The organism is Pedobacter faecalis (assembly GCF_030182585.1).
Classification (GTDB): Bacteria; Bacteroidota; Bacteroidia; order Sphingobacteriales; family Sphingobacteriaceae; genus Pedobacter; species Pedobacter faecalis.
In genome coordinates, this window is the sequence record NZ_JARXOW010000001.1 from 432,937 (window position 1) to 451,976 (window position 19,040).

The 19,040-nt window shown below is 46.5% G+C and carries 16 protein-coding genes and 1 tRNA gene; 8 read left to right on the forward strand and 9 right to left on the reverse strand.

The window, feature by feature from the left end; all coding sequences use genetic code 11:
* Nucleotides 1–45: 45 nt before the first annotated feature.
* The 4 genes from QEP07_RS01940 (at nucleotide 46) to QEP07_RS01955 (ending at nucleotide 4,847) form a co-directional block, all read left to right on the forward strand.
* Nucleotides 46–2,520 carry a TonB-dependent receptor gene (locus QEP07_RS01940; protein WP_285008278.1) on the forward strand — a complete coding sequence of 825 codons (2,475 nt, stop codon included), beginning with the start codon at nucleotides 46–48 and terminating at the stop codon, nucleotides 2,518–2,520.
* Between the two features lie 23 nt (nucleotides 2,521–2,543).
* Nucleotides 2,544–3,854, forward strand: a complete 1,311-nt coding sequence (locus QEP07_RS01945) for a PepSY-associated TM helix domain-containing protein (protein ID WP_285008279.1) — start codon at nucleotides 2,544–2,546, stop codon at nucleotides 3,852–3,854.
* 33 nt (nucleotides 3,855–3,887) lie between these two features.
* The gene (locus QEP07_RS01950; RefSeq protein ID WP_285008280.1) at nucleotides 3,888–4,598 is read left to right on the forward strand and encodes a DUF4198 domain-containing protein; all 711 of its coding nucleotides are present in this window, start codon (nucleotides 3,888–3,890) and stop codon (nucleotides 4,596–4,598) included.
* Nucleotides 4,599–4,685: 87 nt separating this feature from the next.
* Complete coding sequence (locus QEP07_RS01955) at nucleotides 4,686–4,847, forward strand: hypothetical protein (protein WP_256006053.1); 162 nt, start codon at nucleotides 4,686–4,688, stop codon at nucleotides 4,845–4,847.
* Between the two features lie 16 nt (nucleotides 4,848–4,863).
* Here the strand turns inward: QEP07_RS01955 and QEP07_RS01960 are convergent, their stop codons facing one another.
* The 3 genes from QEP07_RS01960 to QEP07_RS01970 all read right to left on the reverse strand — a co-directional run bounded on the left by QEP07_RS01960 (nucleotide 4,864) and on the right by QEP07_RS01970 (nucleotide 8,595).
* Nucleotides 4,864–5,979, reverse strand: a complete 1,116-nt coding sequence (locus tag QEP07_RS01960) for an acetate/propionate family kinase (RefSeq protein ID WP_285008281.1) — start codon at nucleotides 5,977–5,979, stop codon at nucleotides 4,864–4,866.
* A gap of 7 nt (nucleotides 5,980–5,986) precedes the next feature.
* Nucleotides 5,987–8,080: a phosphate acetyltransferase gene (gene pta / locus QEP07_RS01965; RefSeq protein ID WP_285008282.1), complete on the reverse strand. Its 2,094-nt coding sequence runs from the start codon at nucleotides 8,078–8,080 to the stop codon at nucleotides 5,987–5,989.
* Between the two features lie 68 nt (nucleotides 8,081–8,148).
* A complete protein-coding gene (locus QEP07_RS01970) occupies nucleotides 8,149–8,595 on the reverse strand; it encodes a hypothetical protein (protein WP_285008283.1) in 447 nt (148 codons plus the stop codon).
* Nucleotides 8,596–8,712: 117 nt separating this feature from the next.
* On the opposite strand from QEP07_RS01970, the gene QEP07_RS01975 reads away from it, so the two are divergent.
* Nucleotides 8,713–9,408 (forward strand): hypothetical protein, encoded by a 696-nt coding sequence (locus QEP07_RS01975; RefSeq protein WP_285008284.1) that lies wholly within the window; start codon nucleotides 8,713–8,715, stop codon nucleotides 9,406–9,408.
* Here QEP07_RS01975 and QEP07_RS01980 read toward each other — a convergent pair.
* Together QEP07_RS01980 and QEP07_RS01985 are read right to left on the reverse strand one after the other, a co-directional pair.
* A complete protein-coding gene (locus QEP07_RS01980; RefSeq protein WP_256006040.1) occupies nucleotides 9,405–9,647 on the reverse strand; it encodes a hypothetical protein in 243 nt (80 codons plus the stop codon). The two genes, QEP07_RS01975 and QEP07_RS01980, sit on opposite strands and share 4 nt — an antisense overlap.
* A 52-nt stretch (nucleotides 9,648–9,699) precedes the next feature.
* Nucleotides 9,700–10,443 carry a GntR family transcriptional regulator gene (locus QEP07_RS01985; RefSeq protein ID WP_256006039.1) on the reverse strand — a complete coding sequence of 248 codons (744 nt, stop codon included), beginning with the start codon at nucleotides 10,441–10,443 and terminating at the stop codon, nucleotides 9,700–9,702.
* Nucleotides 10,444–10,559: 116 nt separating this feature from the next.
* On the opposite strand from QEP07_RS01985, the gene QEP07_RS01990 reads away from it, so the two are divergent.
* The 3 genes from QEP07_RS01990 (at nucleotide 10,560) to QEP07_RS02000 (ending at nucleotide 13,807) form a co-directional block, all read left to right on the forward strand.
* Nucleotides 10,560–12,914 (forward strand): GH92 family glycosyl hydrolase, encoded by a 2,355-nt coding sequence (locus QEP07_RS01990; RefSeq protein WP_285008285.1) that lies wholly within the window; start codon nucleotides 10,560–10,562, stop codon nucleotides 12,912–12,914.
* Between the two features lie 5 nt (nucleotides 12,915–12,919).
* Nucleotides 12,920–13,585, forward strand: a complete 666-nt coding sequence (locus QEP07_RS01995) for a class I SAM-dependent methyltransferase (protein ID WP_285008286.1) — start codon at nucleotides 12,920–12,922, stop codon at nucleotides 13,583–13,585.
* Nucleotides 13,586–13,734: 149 nt separating this feature from the next.
* Nucleotides 13,735–13,807 (forward strand) — tRNA-Lys (locus QEP07_RS02000).
* 38 nt (nucleotides 13,808–13,845) lie between these two features.
* Here the strand turns inward: QEP07_RS02000 and QEP07_RS02005 are convergent.
* The 4 genes from QEP07_RS02005 to QEP07_RS02020 form a co-directional block, all read right to left on the reverse strand.
* The gene (locus tag QEP07_RS02005) at nucleotides 13,846–15,159 is read right to left on the reverse strand and encodes a PAS domain S-box protein (protein ID WP_285008287.1); all 1,314 of its coding nucleotides are present in this window, start codon (nucleotides 15,157–15,159) and stop codon (nucleotides 13,846–13,848) included.
* A 15-nt stretch (nucleotides 15,160–15,174) separates the two neighbouring features.
* On the reverse strand, nucleotides 15,175–15,573 hold the full coding sequence (locus QEP07_RS02010; RefSeq protein WP_256006023.1) for a response regulator: 399 nt from the start codon (nucleotides 15,571–15,573) through the stop codon (nucleotides 15,175–15,177).
* Between the two features lie 11 nt (nucleotides 15,574–15,584).
* Nucleotides 15,585–17,486: a PAS domain-containing sensor histidine kinase gene (locus tag QEP07_RS02015; RefSeq protein WP_285008288.1), complete on the reverse strand. Its 1,902-nt coding sequence runs from the start codon at nucleotides 17,484–17,486 to the stop codon at nucleotides 15,585–15,587.
* 158 nt (nucleotides 17,487–17,644) lie between these two features.
* Nucleotides 17,645–19,039, reverse strand: coding sequence for a TlpA family protein disulfide reductase (locus QEP07_RS02020; protein WP_285008289.1), 1,395 nt, complete (start codon nucleotides 19,037–19,039; stop codon nucleotides 17,645–17,647).
* Between the last annotated feature and the right edge of the window lies 1 nt (nucleotide 19,040).

Genomic DNA, 19,040 nt, shown 5'->3' on the forward strand with positions numbered 1-19,040 from the left:
TCTAAACGTAGTTCTATATTTGCCGCATAAATGTTATAAAAAATTATGCATATCAAATCAATTGTGCTCTCAGGCATGTTATGTGCCTCTATTTTTTCAGCAAGCTCGCAAGAAAAATTTGTAGCCTCTGCCGCCGGGGCGGGTAATCAACCGGCCCCTTCCCGTGGTGTAGAACAGCAGTACGGTATTATCAAAGGCCGCATAACTACATCAGACGGCAGCATTGCTCCGTTTGTAAGTGTTTCTTTGAGAGGAACTCCGTATGGAGCGATGACTAACGAAGATGGAGAGTACCAAATAAGAAGAGTCCCTGCAGGACAGTACACACTTGTGGTATCTGCAGTTGGTCTTTATCCAAAGGAGAAAGAAGTTACGGTTAATGCGAAGTCGACCGTAGTTGTTGATTTCTCGCTGAATGAAAACCTTTCTGAACTTGAAATGGTAGAGATTGATGGTCACAGAAAGAGATATAAAGTCGAGAAGGTTTCTCCATCACTACGCCTTCAATCGCCTCTGCTTGAAGTGCCTCAAAACATCAAGGTGGTGACCAGCGCTGTCATGGCTGACCAGCAAGTTTTTGACATTGTCGATGGAGTTACCAGGAATGTTTCAGGTACCACCAGGACCGGACACTGGGATGCGCAATATGCAAATATTTCTACCCGGGGAACAACCATTCCGGCGTTCCGTAACGGGATGAACTTAAAAATGCCTTGGGGACCTCTGGCGGATGATGCAGCGACCATCGACCGGATTGAATTTGTTAAAGGCCCTTCAGGCTTTATGATGGCTAATGGTGAACCAGGAGGTATCTATAATATTGTAACTAAAAAGCCTACGGGTCAGAACCGCAGTTCAGTAAGTCTTGGCGGCGGAGGCTTTAATCTTGGCCGTGCAGCTATCGACCTCGATGGGAAACTATCCGGTGATGGACGTTTGTTGTTTCGTTTCAATGCAGCAGCTCAAACGAAGGGGAGTTATAATAAGTATAATTACACCGATAAATATGTACTTGCACCTGTTGTGAGCTACCAGATTGATTCAAACACATTAATAACTGCTGAATATACCACCCAGCGCGTAGAAGCACAAGCATTAGGTACTTACGGTTTTTCTCCAAAAGGTCTGGCTGATACCGATCCAAGTTTTTTTATTGGTGATCCGGCGCTTGATCCGGTGAAGTTATGGGATCATAATGCTACTTTATATTTTACCCATAAGTTTGACGAAAACTGGAAGGTGAACGGACAGGCTGCTTATATAAAATATGGTATGTTTGGAGGTACACCGTGGCCGTCTATGATTGCACCTAATGGTGACATGAGGAGATACCTGAATATTAGTGAAGAACTGGCTATAAGCAAAAATGCACAATTGAGCATTCAGGGAGACTTGATTGCAGGTTCTGTAATTCACCGTTTAATGGGTGGTATAGATATGGGTAACCTGAAAACCTGGGGCGATTTTTCCAGTGTAACTCATGGTGATCTTCAGTTGTCCGGTAATGCGCCGTTTAATATATATGACCCGACATACGGAATCCCGATGGCAAATATTCCGGTGTTTGACCGTTCAAGAAGTATACAGGTCCGTTCAGGCTCAAATACATATGCAACTAATCTCACCTACACCGGTGCATACTTACAGGATGAAATCAGGATGCTGGAAGAAAAGTTGCGTCTAACCCTTGCGGGAAGATTTACTCATGCAGTTACTGTTGGAAAGAAGAATTCATTGCAGGTGTCTGACAATGTGTTTAGTCCGCGTATAGGCTTAAGCTATTCAGTTACTAAGGACTTTTCTGCATATACTTTATATGATCAGAGTTTCTTACCTCAGTCGGGACAGGATTTCTTCGGCAATTCCTTTAAAGCAGTTCGCGGAGATAACATCGAATTTGGCGTTAAGAAAGATTGGTTTGACGGGAAGTGGAACGCGACGGCCGCCGTATACAGAATAACAAAATCTAATGTCTTGGTTGCTGACCTTGACCACCCCGGAGCTAATTGGAGAACTCAGTTGGGCGAAATCCGCTCGGATGGTGTAGAGTTAGATATTTCCGGTGAAATCATGAGTGGATTGAATGTTATCTTAAATTATGCATTTACTAACGCAAGAGTAACCGAAGATACGAATCCTGTTTTTATAGGTAGGCCCTCACCTAATTCTGTGAAACATATAACAAACGGATGGCTAACATATCGTCATAGAAAGCCTGGTTCTATTCTAAATGGTTTTGGCCTGAGCGGCGGCTATCAGATTCAACTGGACAGGTATGCTGGTTCTACATCGCTGCCGTTTATGATTCCAAACTATTATCGCTTCGATGCTGGTGCTTCTTATGAGAAAGGCAAATTCACTATCTCAGCGGTTGTAAATAACTTGCTAGACAGAAGGTTGTTAACGCAGGGATCTTACACTAGCGTTGCTAGCCCGACGCCTACCAGCGTATCATACTACACTTACATTTATGAAGTGCCGCGCAACGGGAGGGTAACCTTAACCTACCGATTTAAATAATTCAACAAGCTAACAATAAAACGATGATGACAGACAGGAATTCCACACAGAAAAAAAAGCAAAAGGACTCGCTTTTTAAGAGGGTAAACAACTGGCTCCATCTGTGGATGGGTCTTATATCTGGCGTCATTGTTTTCGTTGTCTGCATCACAGGCTGCATATGGGCATTCCAGGAAGAAATTACAGCCCTGGTAGAGCCGGAACTAAACGTGGAGTGGCAGGATAAGCCTGTGATTACGCCGTCTGCTATTGCCACTGTGGCCTCGGAGCGTTTTCCTGATAAGGTGGCGGCATCTGCTTATTATTTACAAGGCCGTGCTGTGCAGGTTACATTAAGGTCACCTGAAGAGGTTGGCCGCCGAGGTGCTGGTGTTACGCTCAACCTGAATCCTTATACGGGTGAGGTAATGAAGGAGCAGGTGCGGAAAAAAGGTGAGGTTGATTTCTTCAGGTTTATCCTGAACGGTCACCGCTTTTTATGGATGCCTCCGGCAATAGGCAGGCCTATTGTTAATTACGGTACGCTGGTATTTGTGGTATTGTTGATTACGGGCCTGATTTGGTGGTATCCTAAGAAATGGAACAACTCTACACGCGATAAGAGTTTTAAAATTAAGTGGAAAGCTTCATTTAAACGCGTGAATCTTGATCTGCACAATGTGCTTGGTTTTTATTCCCTGCTGTTTCTTGCGGCAATCGCGCTTACCGGAATGGTATATGGAATTGAGTGGTATAGTAAAGGCTTGTACTGGGTTACCAGCGGAGGGGAGAAACTAGGTGAGTATGGCCGCCTGCAGTCGGATACCACACAGGTTGGTAAGTTTTACAGACCACTTGAGGCTATGGATGCAGCCTGGAGCAAGGTTGTTGCCAAGAGCCCGGAATCTAAAGGGTTCTATTATGTTTTTCCTGATCAGAAAAAAGCCAAAGCGGCCATCGAAATATCAGTATACCCAAGCAGAGGACAGTTTTACAACCGCGAGGCCTATGCCTTTGATCAGCATACCTTGAAGGAGCTAAAGGGTACCGATGTATATTCGGTGTCTTATGCAGATGCCGGCTTTGCGGGCAAACTTCGGAAAATGAATTATGACATCCACGTGGGCAGCATACTGGGCTTCCCGGGAAAAGTGCTGGCATTTTTAGCTTCACTGATTGGCGCAAGTTTGCCTATCACGGGGTTCCTGGTATGGTATGGACGAAAGTTTAAGAAGAAAAAGAAGTCTGACAGCAAGAGTGCTTTGCAGTCGGCAGGCGGGGGGCCTAATCCGGGCAGAAAGGTATTTAAAAAGGTACCGGAGCCCGTGCTCGCTGCTAGTACTCCCGTGAAGTAATTGTCTATTAAAAACCTATATAAAGAAATAAAAATGAAGAAACTAAAATTCGCGATTCTTGCCGCACTGCTGACGTTCTCAACTGCCAGTGTTTTCGCACATGCACTATGGATAGAAACTGCTGCCACCGGAAAGGTTGGACAGAAGCAGACCGTTAAAGTTTTCTACGGTGAGTATGCCGATCTGGGTCGCGACAGCGTTTCGACCTGGTATTCTGACGTTAAAGAATTTACGCTGTGGCTGGTTGGTCCCGATCAAAAGAAAACTCAGCTGACAGTCACTCCCGGTGTAAACTATTTTGAAAGCAGTTTTACACCACAGCAGAATGGCGCATACACCATCACGGTAAGCCATGAAGCTAAAGACCTGGGTGGTACTACCAAATACCACTTTCTCTCAAGCGCAACCGTATCGGTTGGCGGGGTAGCGCCGTTAGCTTCTCAAAATAGCAATGCCCTTAATCTGCACCTGGCCGATGTATCATCGCTTAAAGTGAAGAAACCGGTAAAAATGACTGCCTATTTAAACGGTACTGCTGCTAAAGAAAAAACGGTTACTGTTTTCTCGCCTTACGGATGGTCTAAGGAGTTTTATACCGATGCCAACGGTAGTTTCGAGTTTACACCTATTTGGCCTGGGCGCTATGTGGTTGAGGTGAGCGATATGGACAAGACACCTGGTGAGCATCATGGGAAGGAATATAAAGCGACCTGGAAGGGCGCAACCTACAGCCTGGTACTTTAAGAGATATGCATAGATAAAAACAATTTATCTCCAGTTTATATTATAAGGGTAGTACATTGATGTATTACCCTTATTTAATTTACAGCTATGCAAGAAGAAACAAAGAAACACCCGGCACCATCAGACGAAGTTCAAAAAGATATAGAAACAGTGACTCCCGATACTGAAAAAGAGGGTCTGCCAAACGATCGCACCGGAGAGGTTGATGAAAGTGCAGTAACGAAGGAAGGCAGGGAGGAAGAGGAATAGCTCTTCCTGCCGCTCACTATTTCGCCATCATATCATAACACTGCAGTGCAATCTCCAGTTCCTCGTTGGTCGGAATAACCAAAATCCTGACCGCAGATCCATCTTCACTGATGTCTGTGATTTGCTTTTTGTAGTTCCTGTTCTTTTCCTCGTTCAGCGCTATACCCAGGTAGTCCATTTCTTCGCATACTGCTGTGCGCATGTCGGCGTCATTTTCGCCGACTCCGGCTGTGAAGATGATTGCGTCGAGTCCGTTCATTGCAGCGGTGTAAGCACCCAGGTATTTTTTGATACGATAGGCGTAAATTTCAAGTGCCAGCTTAGCCCCCTGATCACCGTTTGCAACGCGTTTGCGAATGTCTCGCATATCGCCGGAACCGCCCACACCCAGCAATCCTGATTCTTTATTCAGTAGTCTGCTAAGCTGTTCAAGCGTATAACCTGAGTGTTCAATGAGATGGAAGATCAACGATGGGTCAATGTCGCCCGACCTGGTGCCCATCATTAGTCCGGCCAGCGGTCCGAAACCCATGCTGGTGTCTACCGACTTGCCGTTTTTGATGGCGGTCATACTGCATCCGTTGCCCAGATGTATACTCACGATCTTCGTGTCTGCTTTATCGCCCAGCCACTTTATTGCCTGCTCGCTCACATACTTATGGCTGGTGCCGTGAAAGCCGTACACGCGCATCTTGTTTTCCCTGTAATACTTTTCGGGAATGGCAAAGCGGTAGGCTTTTGCCGGGAGGGTATGGTGAAATGCCGTATCGAAGACAGCGATCTGAGTAATGCCCGGGAAAGTCTGCTCAGCCATTTCAATGCAGGCGTAGTTGGCCGGGTTGTGTAGCGGTGCCAGGGAAAACAGCCGGCGGATTTGCTTCTTGACATCGTCGTTGATCACAGTGGCCTCCGAAAATCGCTCACCGCCGTGTACAACGCGGTGACCTACCACATCGACTGCTGCAGGCAATTCTTTAAGCACTTCGTCAAGTGCGGCCTTGTGGTCGCTGATAGGGCTTCCTGCTTCGCCAATGCGTTCTACCAGTCCGCTGGCTAAGAGCGTACCAGAAGGCATCTTTAAAAGCTGATATTTCAGGGAACTGCTTCCCGAATTAATAACTAAAATATTCATGTATAAGTTATAAGTCCTGGCACTGGATGGCGGTGATGACTACAGTATTGAAAATGTCATCCACGGTGCATCCGCGGCTCAGGTCGTTGATTGGTTTATTTAATCCTTGAAGCATAGGGCCGATCGCCAGTGCGCCGGTTTCCCTTTGCACGGCTTTGTAAGTGTTGTTTCCCGTATTGAGATCAGGAAATATCAGTACACTGGCCCGTCCGGCTACTTCCGAGCCAGGCAGTTTTTGCTTACCCACTGCGGGGTCAACGGCAGCGTCGTACTGTATCGGTCCCTCAATCTTAAGTTCGGGGTGGCGTGCTTTAACAATGGCCGTGGCCTCGCGTACGCGTTCTACATCCTCGCCCTCACCGGAGGTGCCCGAGGAGTAGGAAAGCATTGCTATGCGTGGTTCTATACCAAACCGGGCGCTGCTCTCGGCCGAAGAAATAGCGATCTCCGCCAGTTGCTGCGCAGTGGGGTTGGGATTTACCGCGCAATCGCCAAATATGGCTACCCGCTCAGGCAAACACATAAAAAAGATGGACGATACAACAGACACGCCTGGTTTGGTCTTAACAAACTGCAGTGCGGGCCTAATAGTATGCTGCGTGGTGTGTACCGCTCCTGAAACCATGCCGTCGGCATGACCTTTATAAACCATCATCGTGCCGTAGTATGATACGTCGGTCATCATATCCCTGGCCATTTCCATGTTTACATTCTTCGTTTTGCGCAGTTCGTAAAGGGTCTCGACGTATTCGTTGTAGTGGCTAGACTGTGCGGGATTATGGGTGTTAATCGCGTTGATGTCCAGGTTCAGGCCAAGTCGTTTGATGGATGTGGCGATTTCAAGCTGATCGCCAAGGAGCGTAATATCGACGATGTCCTGACTGATCAGACGCTCTACCGCCTTTAATATGCGTTCGTCGTTGCCTTCCGGAAGTACGATATGCTTTTTCTGGCTCTTAGCCCATTTAACCAGCTGGTACTGGAACATGTGTGGGGTGATGCCTTCATACTGGAAGGTAATGATCTTATCGTCGAGCACCTGCATATCTACATAGCGCTCAAACACATCGATGGCCAGCTCAATCTTTTTCTTGTTGTCTTTAGATATCTTGGAATGAATAGCGCCGATCCGTGTGGAGGTTTCAAAGGTGCCGTAGTCGACTGCTATAATCGGGATGACAGCCTGCAGACCTTCTATCAGACGCAGCATGGGCTCATCGGGCAGGGTACCGGCAGTGAGAACAATTCCGGCAACCTTTGGATAGTTGGCCGATAGGTTGGCCTGTAAGGATCCGATAATGATGTCGCCGCGGTCGCCCGGCGTAAGTATGAGCACATTCTCTTTAATGTGGTTCAGAAAGTTAGGCAGCATCATAGCACCGGTAACGAAATTGTCTACCTGATTGGCCATCAGCTCTTCGCCAAAGAGTACCCTTGCGTTTAAAGCGGTGGTAATTTCCTTCATGGTCGGACTCTGCAGTCCGCTCTCCATGGGTATGACAGTAATCATCACCTCAGCAGGTAATTGGGCTGTTAGCGCATCCCGGATATCATTCACATCTCCCGGGTCTACCATATTGGCAACAATGCCCAGCACCTGTAAGTCACGCTGCAGGAAGTTCCGGTAGATATTGATGGCTTTGGTGACCAGCTGTATAGCAGTCTTGTCTTTCCCCGTAACCACCATAATAATAGGCGCACCGAGATTTTTAGCGATGAGGGCGTTCGATTCAAATTCGAAGGCAATGCCTTCGCCGAGGAAGTCGCTGCCTTCTATGACGGTAAAGTCGTAATTATCTTCCAGCTTTTTATATTTCGTAATGACCGTATTGATCATTTCGTTGGTGTTCTCCGAATTGGGCGACTGAAGAATCTGCTGCCGCGTAAAAGCAAAAGTGTCGTTATAAGCGATGGGAAGGGAGAAGTGATCCAGTATGGCTTCCAGATGGGCTTCCTTTTGTGTTAGGTCGTCTTCTGCGATGATGGGCTTAAAATACCCGACCTTTTGCGTTTTAGACAGCAGCATATTTACCATGCCAAACGCTATTACAGATTTGCCGGTATAGGGCTCGGCCGACGCGATGAAGATGTTTTTGGTCATGTCAGGGGGTTTTGATCAAATATACACGTATATATCTAACCAAAACAAAAACTATGCTATGCAGTTCCCTACAAACTGGTATTTCTAAAAGAATTGTTTTCCGGCAATTCTTTAAAAAGTACATAAGCCACTGGTACGCAGGTTACAAGCGCATAAGCAAGATGCAAATACCGCTGAGCGCCTTCTACAGGTGAACTTTGATTGAAAACAAGAAGAGAGGTAGAAGACAGGATCAGCACAAGGAACACTATGCATGTGAACATCCGGAATGGCGCCTTGTTCAGAATATAGTGAATACCATAAAGCACGAATGAGACCCCCGCGATACATATAAAGTACCAAAACGCATCATCCAGTTTCAGTTCCGACCAGACCGAGGTAGTTGAGTTTCCGAACCGTCTTAGCTGTGAAATCAGGAATTTTACCGTAAGAAAGTATGATACAGCCCAGAAAAAGTAAAAAACGACCATAAGAAATAACCAATAGAGGATGAGTTTAATTCTTTGTGTGTCCATTTGCCCTTGTTTTTACCTTAAGATTAAACCGCTATCATAAATTTACCTCCAATAATTTGAAAATCCAAGAAAAAAAGGAATGTAAAGTCAATTTTTTATAAGTAGTTTTATAGATGTATGCGCATTAACCACGATTTTACTCACTTGAGCGACCGTGAAAGCGGAGAAGTATATCCTTCGCTCATTGATAACGCGGAAAGACATTTTTCTGTTGCTCACCACATTTTTACGGTAGGTGATTACCCGAATTCGGTGGCGCATCTGATATTAGGGGCTGAAGAGATGGTCTACGCCACCTTGCTGCTGCTGAGGAGTAAAGCATTATATCCCGAACATATCATCAGTTACCATGAACTCCTTGCACCGGATAGACGTGGCAACGGCCTGATCATGGATTTTTTTAAGGTCTGGTTTAACATCAGGGAGATCCTGAAACTGGCAGGTCCAAAGAAACAATACAGCCTTAAGAACCTGTTTCAGTTGCTCGTGGTAGAATTTACCGGCCTGGTAACCGGAAAGGACAGCTTAACCTGGTGGCAGCGGGCAGATGCGTTGAAGGAGCGCTGCCTGCATGTTCATTATAGCGATGGGATTGTTCTGCCCGACATCCAGGTCAGTAAATCTGACTACAACCTGGCGCATCATTACGTATATCTTTTCCGGTATGAGTTTTATGCGCTGCAGCACAAACTGATCAACGCATCGGATGAGGATTTAACGGATCTGCGCGAACAGATCGACAACAGGGAGTTCGCCGGGGTGCTTAAAAGTATACTCAGCAGCAAACGCCAGACACAGGAACCTGCAATTTAAATATCTTTACTTTTATTCAGGCTCAGGTCATCATCGGCATCATGGTTCAGTCCTGTATCTTCTGCCGGAGCCGTGTTCAAGTCGCCCACATGCAGTTCGTCAGCCTCATTGTCCTTGTCCTCCGAAACCTCCCCGGTAGGAAGTTCATCGGTTTCGGCTGTGAGCGATGGGTCGGTGATTACTTCGGGATCGCGCTTTGGCTCATTTTTCTCGGGTGGATCTTGTGCAAATTTGTTCATGATCGGGTATTTTGTAATGTTAACAACCCGGGTATGAAAAAGTTCACATTTTTTAGCCTGCTGGTTGCCGGCGGCTTTCGAGTGTATACACGAAACTATCGGCTTTATAGTAACCCACATTGTATTCAATAGGACGTTCGTCCTGATCGTACACGAAGCGCTTCCTGAACAAAATGGGCGAGCCTGGCTCAATCTCCAGCTTACCCGCAATGAACTTATCGGCTCCCTTGGCGCTGATCTCTTCTTTGGAAAGATCTGCCAGTACCGAATATTGTTTCTGCAGTATTTCGTAGAGCGGTTGTTTAAAGTCCTCCTCGCCGGTGAGGCCAAGCCGTGGATTAAAGTAGGATACAAAATAGACGAAAGGGCTTTCCGGCCTTCCGCGCAAACGTTCCAGTTTAAGTACTTTCTCAGTGGCTGTTGTGCCGAGAAACTCTGCCACATGATCGTCTGGTATTACCCAACTAATGTGGAGTTCGTAATTTCTGATCGGAATGCCGCGTGCCTTCATCTCCTGTGAGAAACTGAGCCAGTTCATCGATTTCGAGCTTACGGACTTTTCGGCTACCTTGGTGCCTACACCTTTTTTACGGATCAGCAGACCTTCGTATACAAGTTTGTTCAGGGCTTGCCGCAACGTGGTGCGCGATATTGCGAGATGGTTGGCCAGCTCAACCTCGTTGGGTAGAAGTTTTCCCTGGTCGGAATACTGAGGCTCCTCAATAATTCTTCGCAATAATTGCTCTGCCTGAATGTGCAGAGGGACAGGGCTTTTATGATCAATTGAATACGTCATGAACTGAGAATGAAACACCAAAAATATGAAATAAAAATTTGTATTGTTACATTAGCAGTATGTTGGTACATATTACCGAACGTGTGCACATGAATATTTAACCAAATTAATACCTTATGAAACATCGCATAGTGCGTGCAATAATTTTTACACAGCTGTTTACAGCTGGCATATTTAGCAATACCCGGGCGCAGCAAAAGGATTTTATCCAGTACGTAAATCCAAATATTGGTACCGCGCATTGCCGCTGGTTCCATTACGCTCCCGGAGCTATGCCCTTTGGAATGGCCAAGCCCGGACCCTCTACCAATGGTAGTTATGGCAATGCGAGCGGCTGGGAGGCTACTGGCTACGATTTTCGTCACACATCCATCGAGGGCTTTCCCAACTTTCATGAGTTTCAGGTTGGCGGCGTTGTGTTTACAGCCACAACGGGAAAGCTGCAGACCGTCCCGGGCAAACTGGAAAGTCCGGAGGCAGGGTACCGGTCTGCGTTTGATCGTAAGGACGAAACTGCTACAGCAGGATATTATGCAGTTTTGTTGAAAGACTATGGCATTAAAGCTGAGGTTACGGCAACAGCCCGAGTAGCTTTTCACAGGTATACATTCCCGGCATCAGAAGAAGCGCATTTGATTTTTGACATCGGCAACCGGCAGGGCGAAAGCGGACCAGTAAAGGACGCGGAAGTTCAAGTTACGGAGGATGGCCGGATAGAAGGATACGTAACAACCTTGCCAGTTTATGTGCAGAAGTATCAGACCGGATCGGAGGTCAGAATGTACTTCTCTGCAGTGGTCGATAAACAGCCTTCCAGTTTTGGTACTTTTAAAGGCGCCGTGCAGCGTGCTGGAAGCCGGTCCGAAAAGGGTGAAGGAGCGGGTGCTTTTCTCAGTTTTAAGACTAAAAGCAATGAACCCATTACCATCAAAGCCGGTTTGTCGTACACATCGTTAGAGAACGCACGCCTGAATCTTGCATCTGAGGCCAAGACGCTTGATTTTGATCAGGCCCGGAAACTGTCGCAGCAATCCTGGAACAATCACCTCGGGCGTGTAGATGTCTCCGGCGGCAAGCCGGAAGATCTGCAGAAGTTTTATACCGGCCTGTATCATGCCTTGCTAGGCCGTGGATTGGCCAGCGATGTCAATGGTGCTTATCCAAAGAATGACGGGACTGTCGGTCAGATTCCGGTCGACCGCAACAACCGCCCACTTCATCACCACTATAATACAGACGCCATATGGGGCGCTTTCTGGAACCTTACTCAGCTGTGGGCGCTTGCTTACCCGGAATATTATTCCGACTGGGTGAAAAGCCAGCTGCTGGTTTACCAGGATTCCGGCTGGCTGGCCGATGGCATCGCCAACAGCAAATATGTTTCAGGCGTAGGTACAAACTTTGTAAGCCTGGCGATGGCAAGCGCCTACATGGCGGGCATTCGCGATTTTGACGTGAACAAGGCCTATGAAGCTTCGCTTAAGAACGAACTGGTTGGTAAGGACCGTCCGCGCGGCGCAGGTAAACTTGATGTAGACAGTTTTGTGCATTACGGTTATGTGAATCATATCGACAAAGGCAATGGCTGGGAAGAGTCATGGAAGTTTTCTGCTTCGCACACCATGGAGTATGCATTTAGTGCGCACGCTGTAGCACAATGGGCGAAGGCGCTTGGGAAAACTGAGGACTATAAAAAGCTATACCGCTTGTCATCGGCCTGGGAGCAACTGTTTGATCCAAAATTAAAGCTTATCCGCCCCAAGCTGGCTAACGGACAGTTCATCGACAATTTTAAACCCAGCGAAGCCTGGCGTGGTTTTCAGGAGGGAAACTCATGGCAGTATACGTTTTATGTGCCACAGAATCCCAACAGGCTCGTCGAAAAGATCGGTCGCGATGAGTTTAACATGCGGCTCGACAGTATCTTCACTACCTCACGTAAGCAGAAGTTTGGCGGTGGGACGACGCTCGACGCCTTCAGCGGATTGGAAGGCTTGTACAACCATGGAAATCAACCCAACCTGCACGTTTCCTGGCTTTTCAATTATTCCGGCAGACCATCGCTCACTCAGAAATGGGTAAGCACGATATGCGATGAGTTTTACGGTGTGAATGGCGTACATGGCTATGGGTTCGGGCAGGATGAAGACCAGGGCCAGCTGGGCGCATGGTATGTAATGGCCGCCATGGGTTTGCTTGATGTAGGTGGCCTTACCAGCGTTAATCCGGAGATGGGCATCAGCAGCCCGCTGTTTGATAAGATTTCAATCCGTTTAAACCCGAAGTACTACAAAGGAAAGATGTTTCATATATTGAGGGAAAATGGAGGAGAGACCCGCCGTTATATCCAGAGCATGCGGTTCAAGGGCAGGCCGGTTAGTCGCCCGTTTATTTCCTGGAAGGATATCACGGGTGGGGGAGAACTAGTCATTAAAATGGCTGCCGAACCAAAAGACGACTACAATCGCTGACAGTGATGATGGATGAACTACAATTAAAAGAACTGGCAAGCCAGCTGGGCTGTCCGCATGGCGATAATGGCTTGCCTACCGCTGAAAGCATGGCAGCCAACAATCAGTTCATGATCTCAACGGCAGTTTCTGCCCTGGATTTGCATAGTAACGATATCGTTCTGGAAATAGGACCTGGAGGGGGCGCACATGTTGCTGAGCTTTTTACACGTACAAACGCAATTCGATATCACGCAATCGATATATCGCCGTTGATGGTCGATCTGTGTAAACAGACCAACAGTGATCTGGTCGGCGACGGGCGCGCGGAGTTCCATTTGTCAGACGGCATCCGGATTGATTTTCCCAATGATATGTTCGACAAGATATTTACGGTAAATACACTGTACTTCTGGAAAGACCCGGAAGCATACTTGCGGGAAATAGAACGCGTGTTGAAACCGGGCGGTATGTTTGTCCTTTGTTTTGCACCCAAATCTTTCATGGAGACGCTTCCATTTACGCAGTACGGCTTTAAATTGTATGAGAACGCCGAAGTGAAAGGGTTACTTGCAGGGGCAGGCTTTACGCCTGCAAAGATAGATACATATGAAGAAACCGTGGTTGCTGGTACCAGATCCATACAAAGAAGTTTCTCGGTGATAGGGTCTGCAAAACCACCGGTTTATTAGGCAGGTGTCGACGGCACACAATTAATTTAACTAATAATCAGGATTGTATAGGTTTTGTACAATAAATATTTGCAAAAATTGAGGCATACTTCTATATTTGCACCACTTTAAACGGAAACGCTTAGAGTAAATAAGTTCGAAAGAGCGATGATTCCGTAGCTCAGCTGGTAGAGCATTACACTTTTAATGTAGTGGTCCTGGGTTCGAATCCCAGCGGGATCACAGATGGCCTTCCAACGAAGGCCATTTTTTGTTACTCACTAACTGGAAGCCTTTTCAGTGATGGCCCTCACGACGTCATCGGCTTCTTTCGCTGACCGCATCAGCAAGGGGAGTATCTCATAGACATCTTCAGGGCTGCTGGTTTCTGGATCTAACAGCGATATCAGGCCCATAAGGGAGGCGAGCGGCGCGCGTAACTGGTGCGACTGGATAAAAGATATTTCCCGCAGTTTAGCGTTTTGCAATTCGATCTCTGCAATATGTTTTTTCAGACTCGTAATGTCCTGCATAGATCCGATGATACGCGTTGGGAGGCCCGATTCGTCAAAATGAATATACGATCGGTCAAACACATTTTTATAGGATCCATCTGCGCTTCGATATCGGTATTCGAGCCTCGATTTGATGATGCCCGATTTAATCATTTTATTGAAATGCGCAAGCACCGGTTCCAGATCGTCAGGGTGCACATTACCTTTCCACCAATCCATGCTGGTGTATTCCAGATCGTAGCCGAATAAGCCGGTCAATCCTTTATTCCAGGTGATCGTTTTTGTCACGAAATCCAGATCCCAAATGGCGTCACTGGTTGCCTTCGATACCGTATTAAACCGCTCCAGGATCTTTTTTAGTGCTATTTCCTGGTTTATTCTTTCCGTAACATCGCGGGAGTTGGTTATGATGCCGTTTATTACCGGGTCTTTCAGTCTGTTGGTAATGATTGTCTCCATCCATCTGATCTCGCCATTGTAATGCTTATATCTAAAAGGAGGCATCATAATGCGGTGTTCATTTTCCACCAGCTTAAATTGCAACCTTGCGGTTTCACGGTCGTCAGGATGTATGAAATCAAACACATTTCTGCCAATCAGCAAGTCTGGCCCCACGCCCAGGACATTGATAGCTGTGGGGCTCGCAAATTTGTAAACCCCATCCTGATCGAAAATGGTGACCAGATCTGATCCGTCCTGCACCAGAAGTTTGAACCGCTGTTCACTGGAATTCAGCTCAATATCCCTGACGAAGACGGCAACTCCGTCCGCCGACTTATACGCTCTTATTTCCAGAGCCGAATCGCCTGATCCGGAATGACGGTGGCTTACCTCATAACTGTATTCGCTAGCCGCAGCATCAGCTTCTAATTTGGATTTGAGCGGAGAAAAGATTTCAGGCCAGGTTTCGAGCAAGTGCTTTCCCTTAGCGTCTGTACCCGCCATTTCAAATATTTTTGCGGCAGAAGCGTTGAATACTTCGATGATCCAGCGATTATTGGTAAAAATATAGCCTTCCTGCATATGCTGCAGCGCATGGTAGAGGAAAGGTTCGTTTATATTTTCGCTGAATTGCGTCATCTGACAATCAATAATTTATTTCGCTATTTCGCGCAGTTCCTGCAATTTGTCCGGGTTGATCGGTTTGCTGAGAAACCTGTATACATAGGGGCTGTCGAGCGCGCGTTGTTTATCTTCGGGATGCAGGGAAGACGACAGCATCACGATGATGCACTTTCTTTTTATGGAGTCCGGAAACTCCTTATATGCATCCAGGAAATCAAAACCGTTCATCTCGGGCATGTTTATATCCAGAAAAATAAGCTCTGGCAGCGCCCCCGGATCATTTTTGTACGCATCGATATAACTCAAAGCGTCCATGGCCGATTCTACCGAAATAACATCGCTGGCAAAGTCGTACTTCTTCATCACCTTCTGCGCCAAATAGCGGTCTATCTGCGCGTCATCAACAATCAATACTTTCTTGTAATTCATCAGATAGCTATTTATGCGGATTGGACATTGTTTAAATTCGGTACCTTTAATAAAAATTCTGTTCCACGGCCTGGCTCAGATTTCAGGGTAATGGAACCGTTTAATTTGTCGACAGCTTCCTTTACAATATAAAGTCCTAATCCTGAGCCTACAGATTTTTTTGACACACGGTAAAACATATCAAACACTTTATCGTGGTATTTAGGGTCAATTCCCATTCCATTATCTGCAATTCTTATTGTTGCCTCATGCGGCCCGATGCTTACGTCTACCAAAACGAAAGGGTCTTCTGCCGCCGGATTGTGATATCTTATCGCGTTAGAGATGAGGTTATTGAGTATGGTATTCAGTCGGCTGCTGTCCGAATGAAGTATTGCCTGCCCGCGGATATTTAATCGCACATCCACTTGTCCGTTATCCTGACTCATGAATTTAAGATTCTTCACGGTTTCGCTCAGCATTTGCTCAAGGTCTACCGGCCCGCTTTTTACCTCTAGACGCGAGTTCCTTGAGTAATCAAGAATATCGAGAATAAAGCCGTCGAGTTTCTGAACGCTAAACTTCATCATAGACAGGTTTTCTAATATTTCCGGGTCATCCGTTTCGGTCTCAGTAAATTCAATAGCGCCCAGGAGGGATGCCAGCGGAGCTCTTAAATCATGAGATACACTGTATACAAAGCGATCCAGTTCATCATTTGTTTTTTTTAAATCTCTGTTTGCTGATTTAAGCGCTTCCTCGTGCGACAGGCGTTCCGTTACATCACGGAAGTTCGTGACGAAGCCGTTTACGGCCGGTTCATGCAGAAGGTTCTGTGACACACCTTCCAGCCAGATCCATTTTCCACTCTTCTGACGTATTCTTGCGGTATATTGAGTAGTGCCGGCTGTTTTCTTCATTAGGTTGTCCCTAACTTCCAGCAAGGCTTCCAGGTCGTCCGGGTGCACCAGTGCGGACACGTTGGTGTGAAGTAAGTCCTCAGCACTGTATCCGGTAATCCGCAACATGGAGCTTGAGGCAAATGTGAGCTGCCAGTTGCCGTCCGTAACTGCAACACCGTCTGAAGAGTTTTCCAGCATTGTGCGGAATTTGAGCTCACTGTTCATCAAAGCAAGCTCTGCGTTTTTGCGCGCGCTGATGTCGGCGCATACGCCGTCAATACGCAGCAGGTTGCCACTGTCGTCCAACGTTGGCGTCAGGGTCCCCCAAATCCAGCGAATACTACCGTCCTTATGCCGTATCCTGTATTCGTTGGTTACGATCTCGCCGCGCCGCATTACAGGATCACTTTCATGGATGATGTGCTTATCTTCATCCAAAATTACTTCGAACCATCTTAAGGGATTTTCAGTCATTTCAGCAACCGTGTATCCGTAAACACGTTCGCAGGCGGGCGACATCTGCAACACTGCGTACTGCTGCATATCTACCGAATACAATACCTCATCTACTTTTTGAAAGAAGATACTCAGGTCTCTGTTGACCCGCTCTAAGGCCTCGCGTGCCTCATTTTCTTCTGTAATGTCTTTCATTGCGCCGCACAACTTCAAGGGTTGTCCGGTTTTCTGATCTCTGATCACCTGAGCAACGCTTCGGGTAACCACAATACGACCATCCGGGGTGATATGACGCTGTTCCATATCATATTCCCTGCCTTCCTTAATGCTGAGTGCCGAAGCCTCCAGAACGTTATCATAGTCGTCCGGATGTATTGAATTCATAAAGGTACGATAACACGGCTTCGCCTCGCCCGGTTCATACCCCAGTATCCGGTAGGTTTCGTCCGACCAGTATTGCGGAGCTTCAGGGTCGCTGTTGTTCAGATCCAGTTCCCAGCTTCCGATTTGTCCCAGGCGCTGGGTAATTTCCAGGTGGTGTTTAAAGTCGGGCCTTGCGTTTAAATTTATTGTCATTGGTTAGGAATGAACCTAAATCTAGTAAAAAAAGACCATTCCGTAACGCATTGAATATTACATTAACACTTTAAAGGCTGGTTCGGAAAGGCAATTCCTTTCGTAAACCAGCCTTAGCAACCTGCAATTACCCGCGGCCAGACGTATTAACCGCTACCCTATAGCGGCAAACTATCCAGCAGTTCCTTCAGTTTCGGATCCGAAGGCCTTGGTGCATTTGTAGACAAAATATTACCCTTAGGATCAATAATTAAGAATCTCGGAATGCCGGTGATGTTATACGCCTTAATGAAAGCCGAGTTGAAAGCATCATCGGCAAGTAGCTGTACGCCGTCGAGATTCTTTTCTTTAACATAGTCCTTCCATTTTTGCCGATCGGTTTTTTTATCAATAGAAAGGGTTATAAACGTAATGTTCTTCCCCTTATAGCCGTCTTCTAGCTTATCTAAAAAAGGCATTTCATAAATGCAGGGACCACACCAGGTTGCCCACACATCTATGAACAGGTATTTTCCCTTAAAATCGTCCAGAGAGGAGGTGCCGCCGGCATAATTCTCATAATTCACAAACTTGGGCGAGGGAGCGTTTACGACCAGGCTGTTTATTGCATCGCGCATCTTCGTAATTTTAGTTTTATCAGCCTCATTGGAAGAGCCTTTCATGAATGCGTTGTAGAAGCCCTCCCGATCCGTCGTATAGTTGAAATACGATGCAGCAAATCTGTATAGCAAATAGTCACGGATAAAAGCATTGTCGATCGTAGAAACTAGCTTGAGGTAGGTAACATCCCTTGGAATTCCTTCAGCGATGCTCTTCTTGCCGGCATCTTCGTAGTACATACTTTGGATGATATTACGATACATATCAGAAAACAGAAAATCAGCCTGATTTGTGGCATCAAACCCTTCTAATTCTTCAGTCATGGCTTTCGAAGCCTTAAAATCTGGTTTTTTCATATGATTCACCTGAACCGCTTCATACTGACTTAAAAAGTATAGATACTCATAATTGATGTTTCTTGCTTCCAGCTTTTTATATTGGTCAGACAGCCCGGCGGTGGCCGACAATTCCCCAAGCATCGCCTTCTTCATATCAGAATAATGTGCTTTAAAGCTAGCCTCGCTCAAGGTAAAAACATTTGATGCCCCGTCAGCAAGAGGTTTCTGTTCGTGCTGCTTCCTGATCTCCTCTTTTCTGCGTATGTAATTGTTTGGCGCGGCTCCAGGTCCTGAAAAACGGATGCTTCCGTCAAAGTTCTTCGCATCATAGGCAACCGTCAGGTCTTTTCCATTCTCAAGGTAAATGGCCAGCTTGTCTTTATTATCATAAAAACGATAATGTCCTGCGGTGGTTACATGCACCGTGTCCTTAAACCGGCCGGTCTGGTCAACCGTGATCGTTTTTTTATTATTGTAAACGTCAAATAATATAAGTTCATGGTTTCTAGCGTTTTCTATCTTTCCGGAAAACACTACATAATCTTTAGTCTGCGCCTTTGCATAGGCGGTGGTCAGGAGGCATATTGCCAGTATCAGTTGTTTTATAGTCTTCATA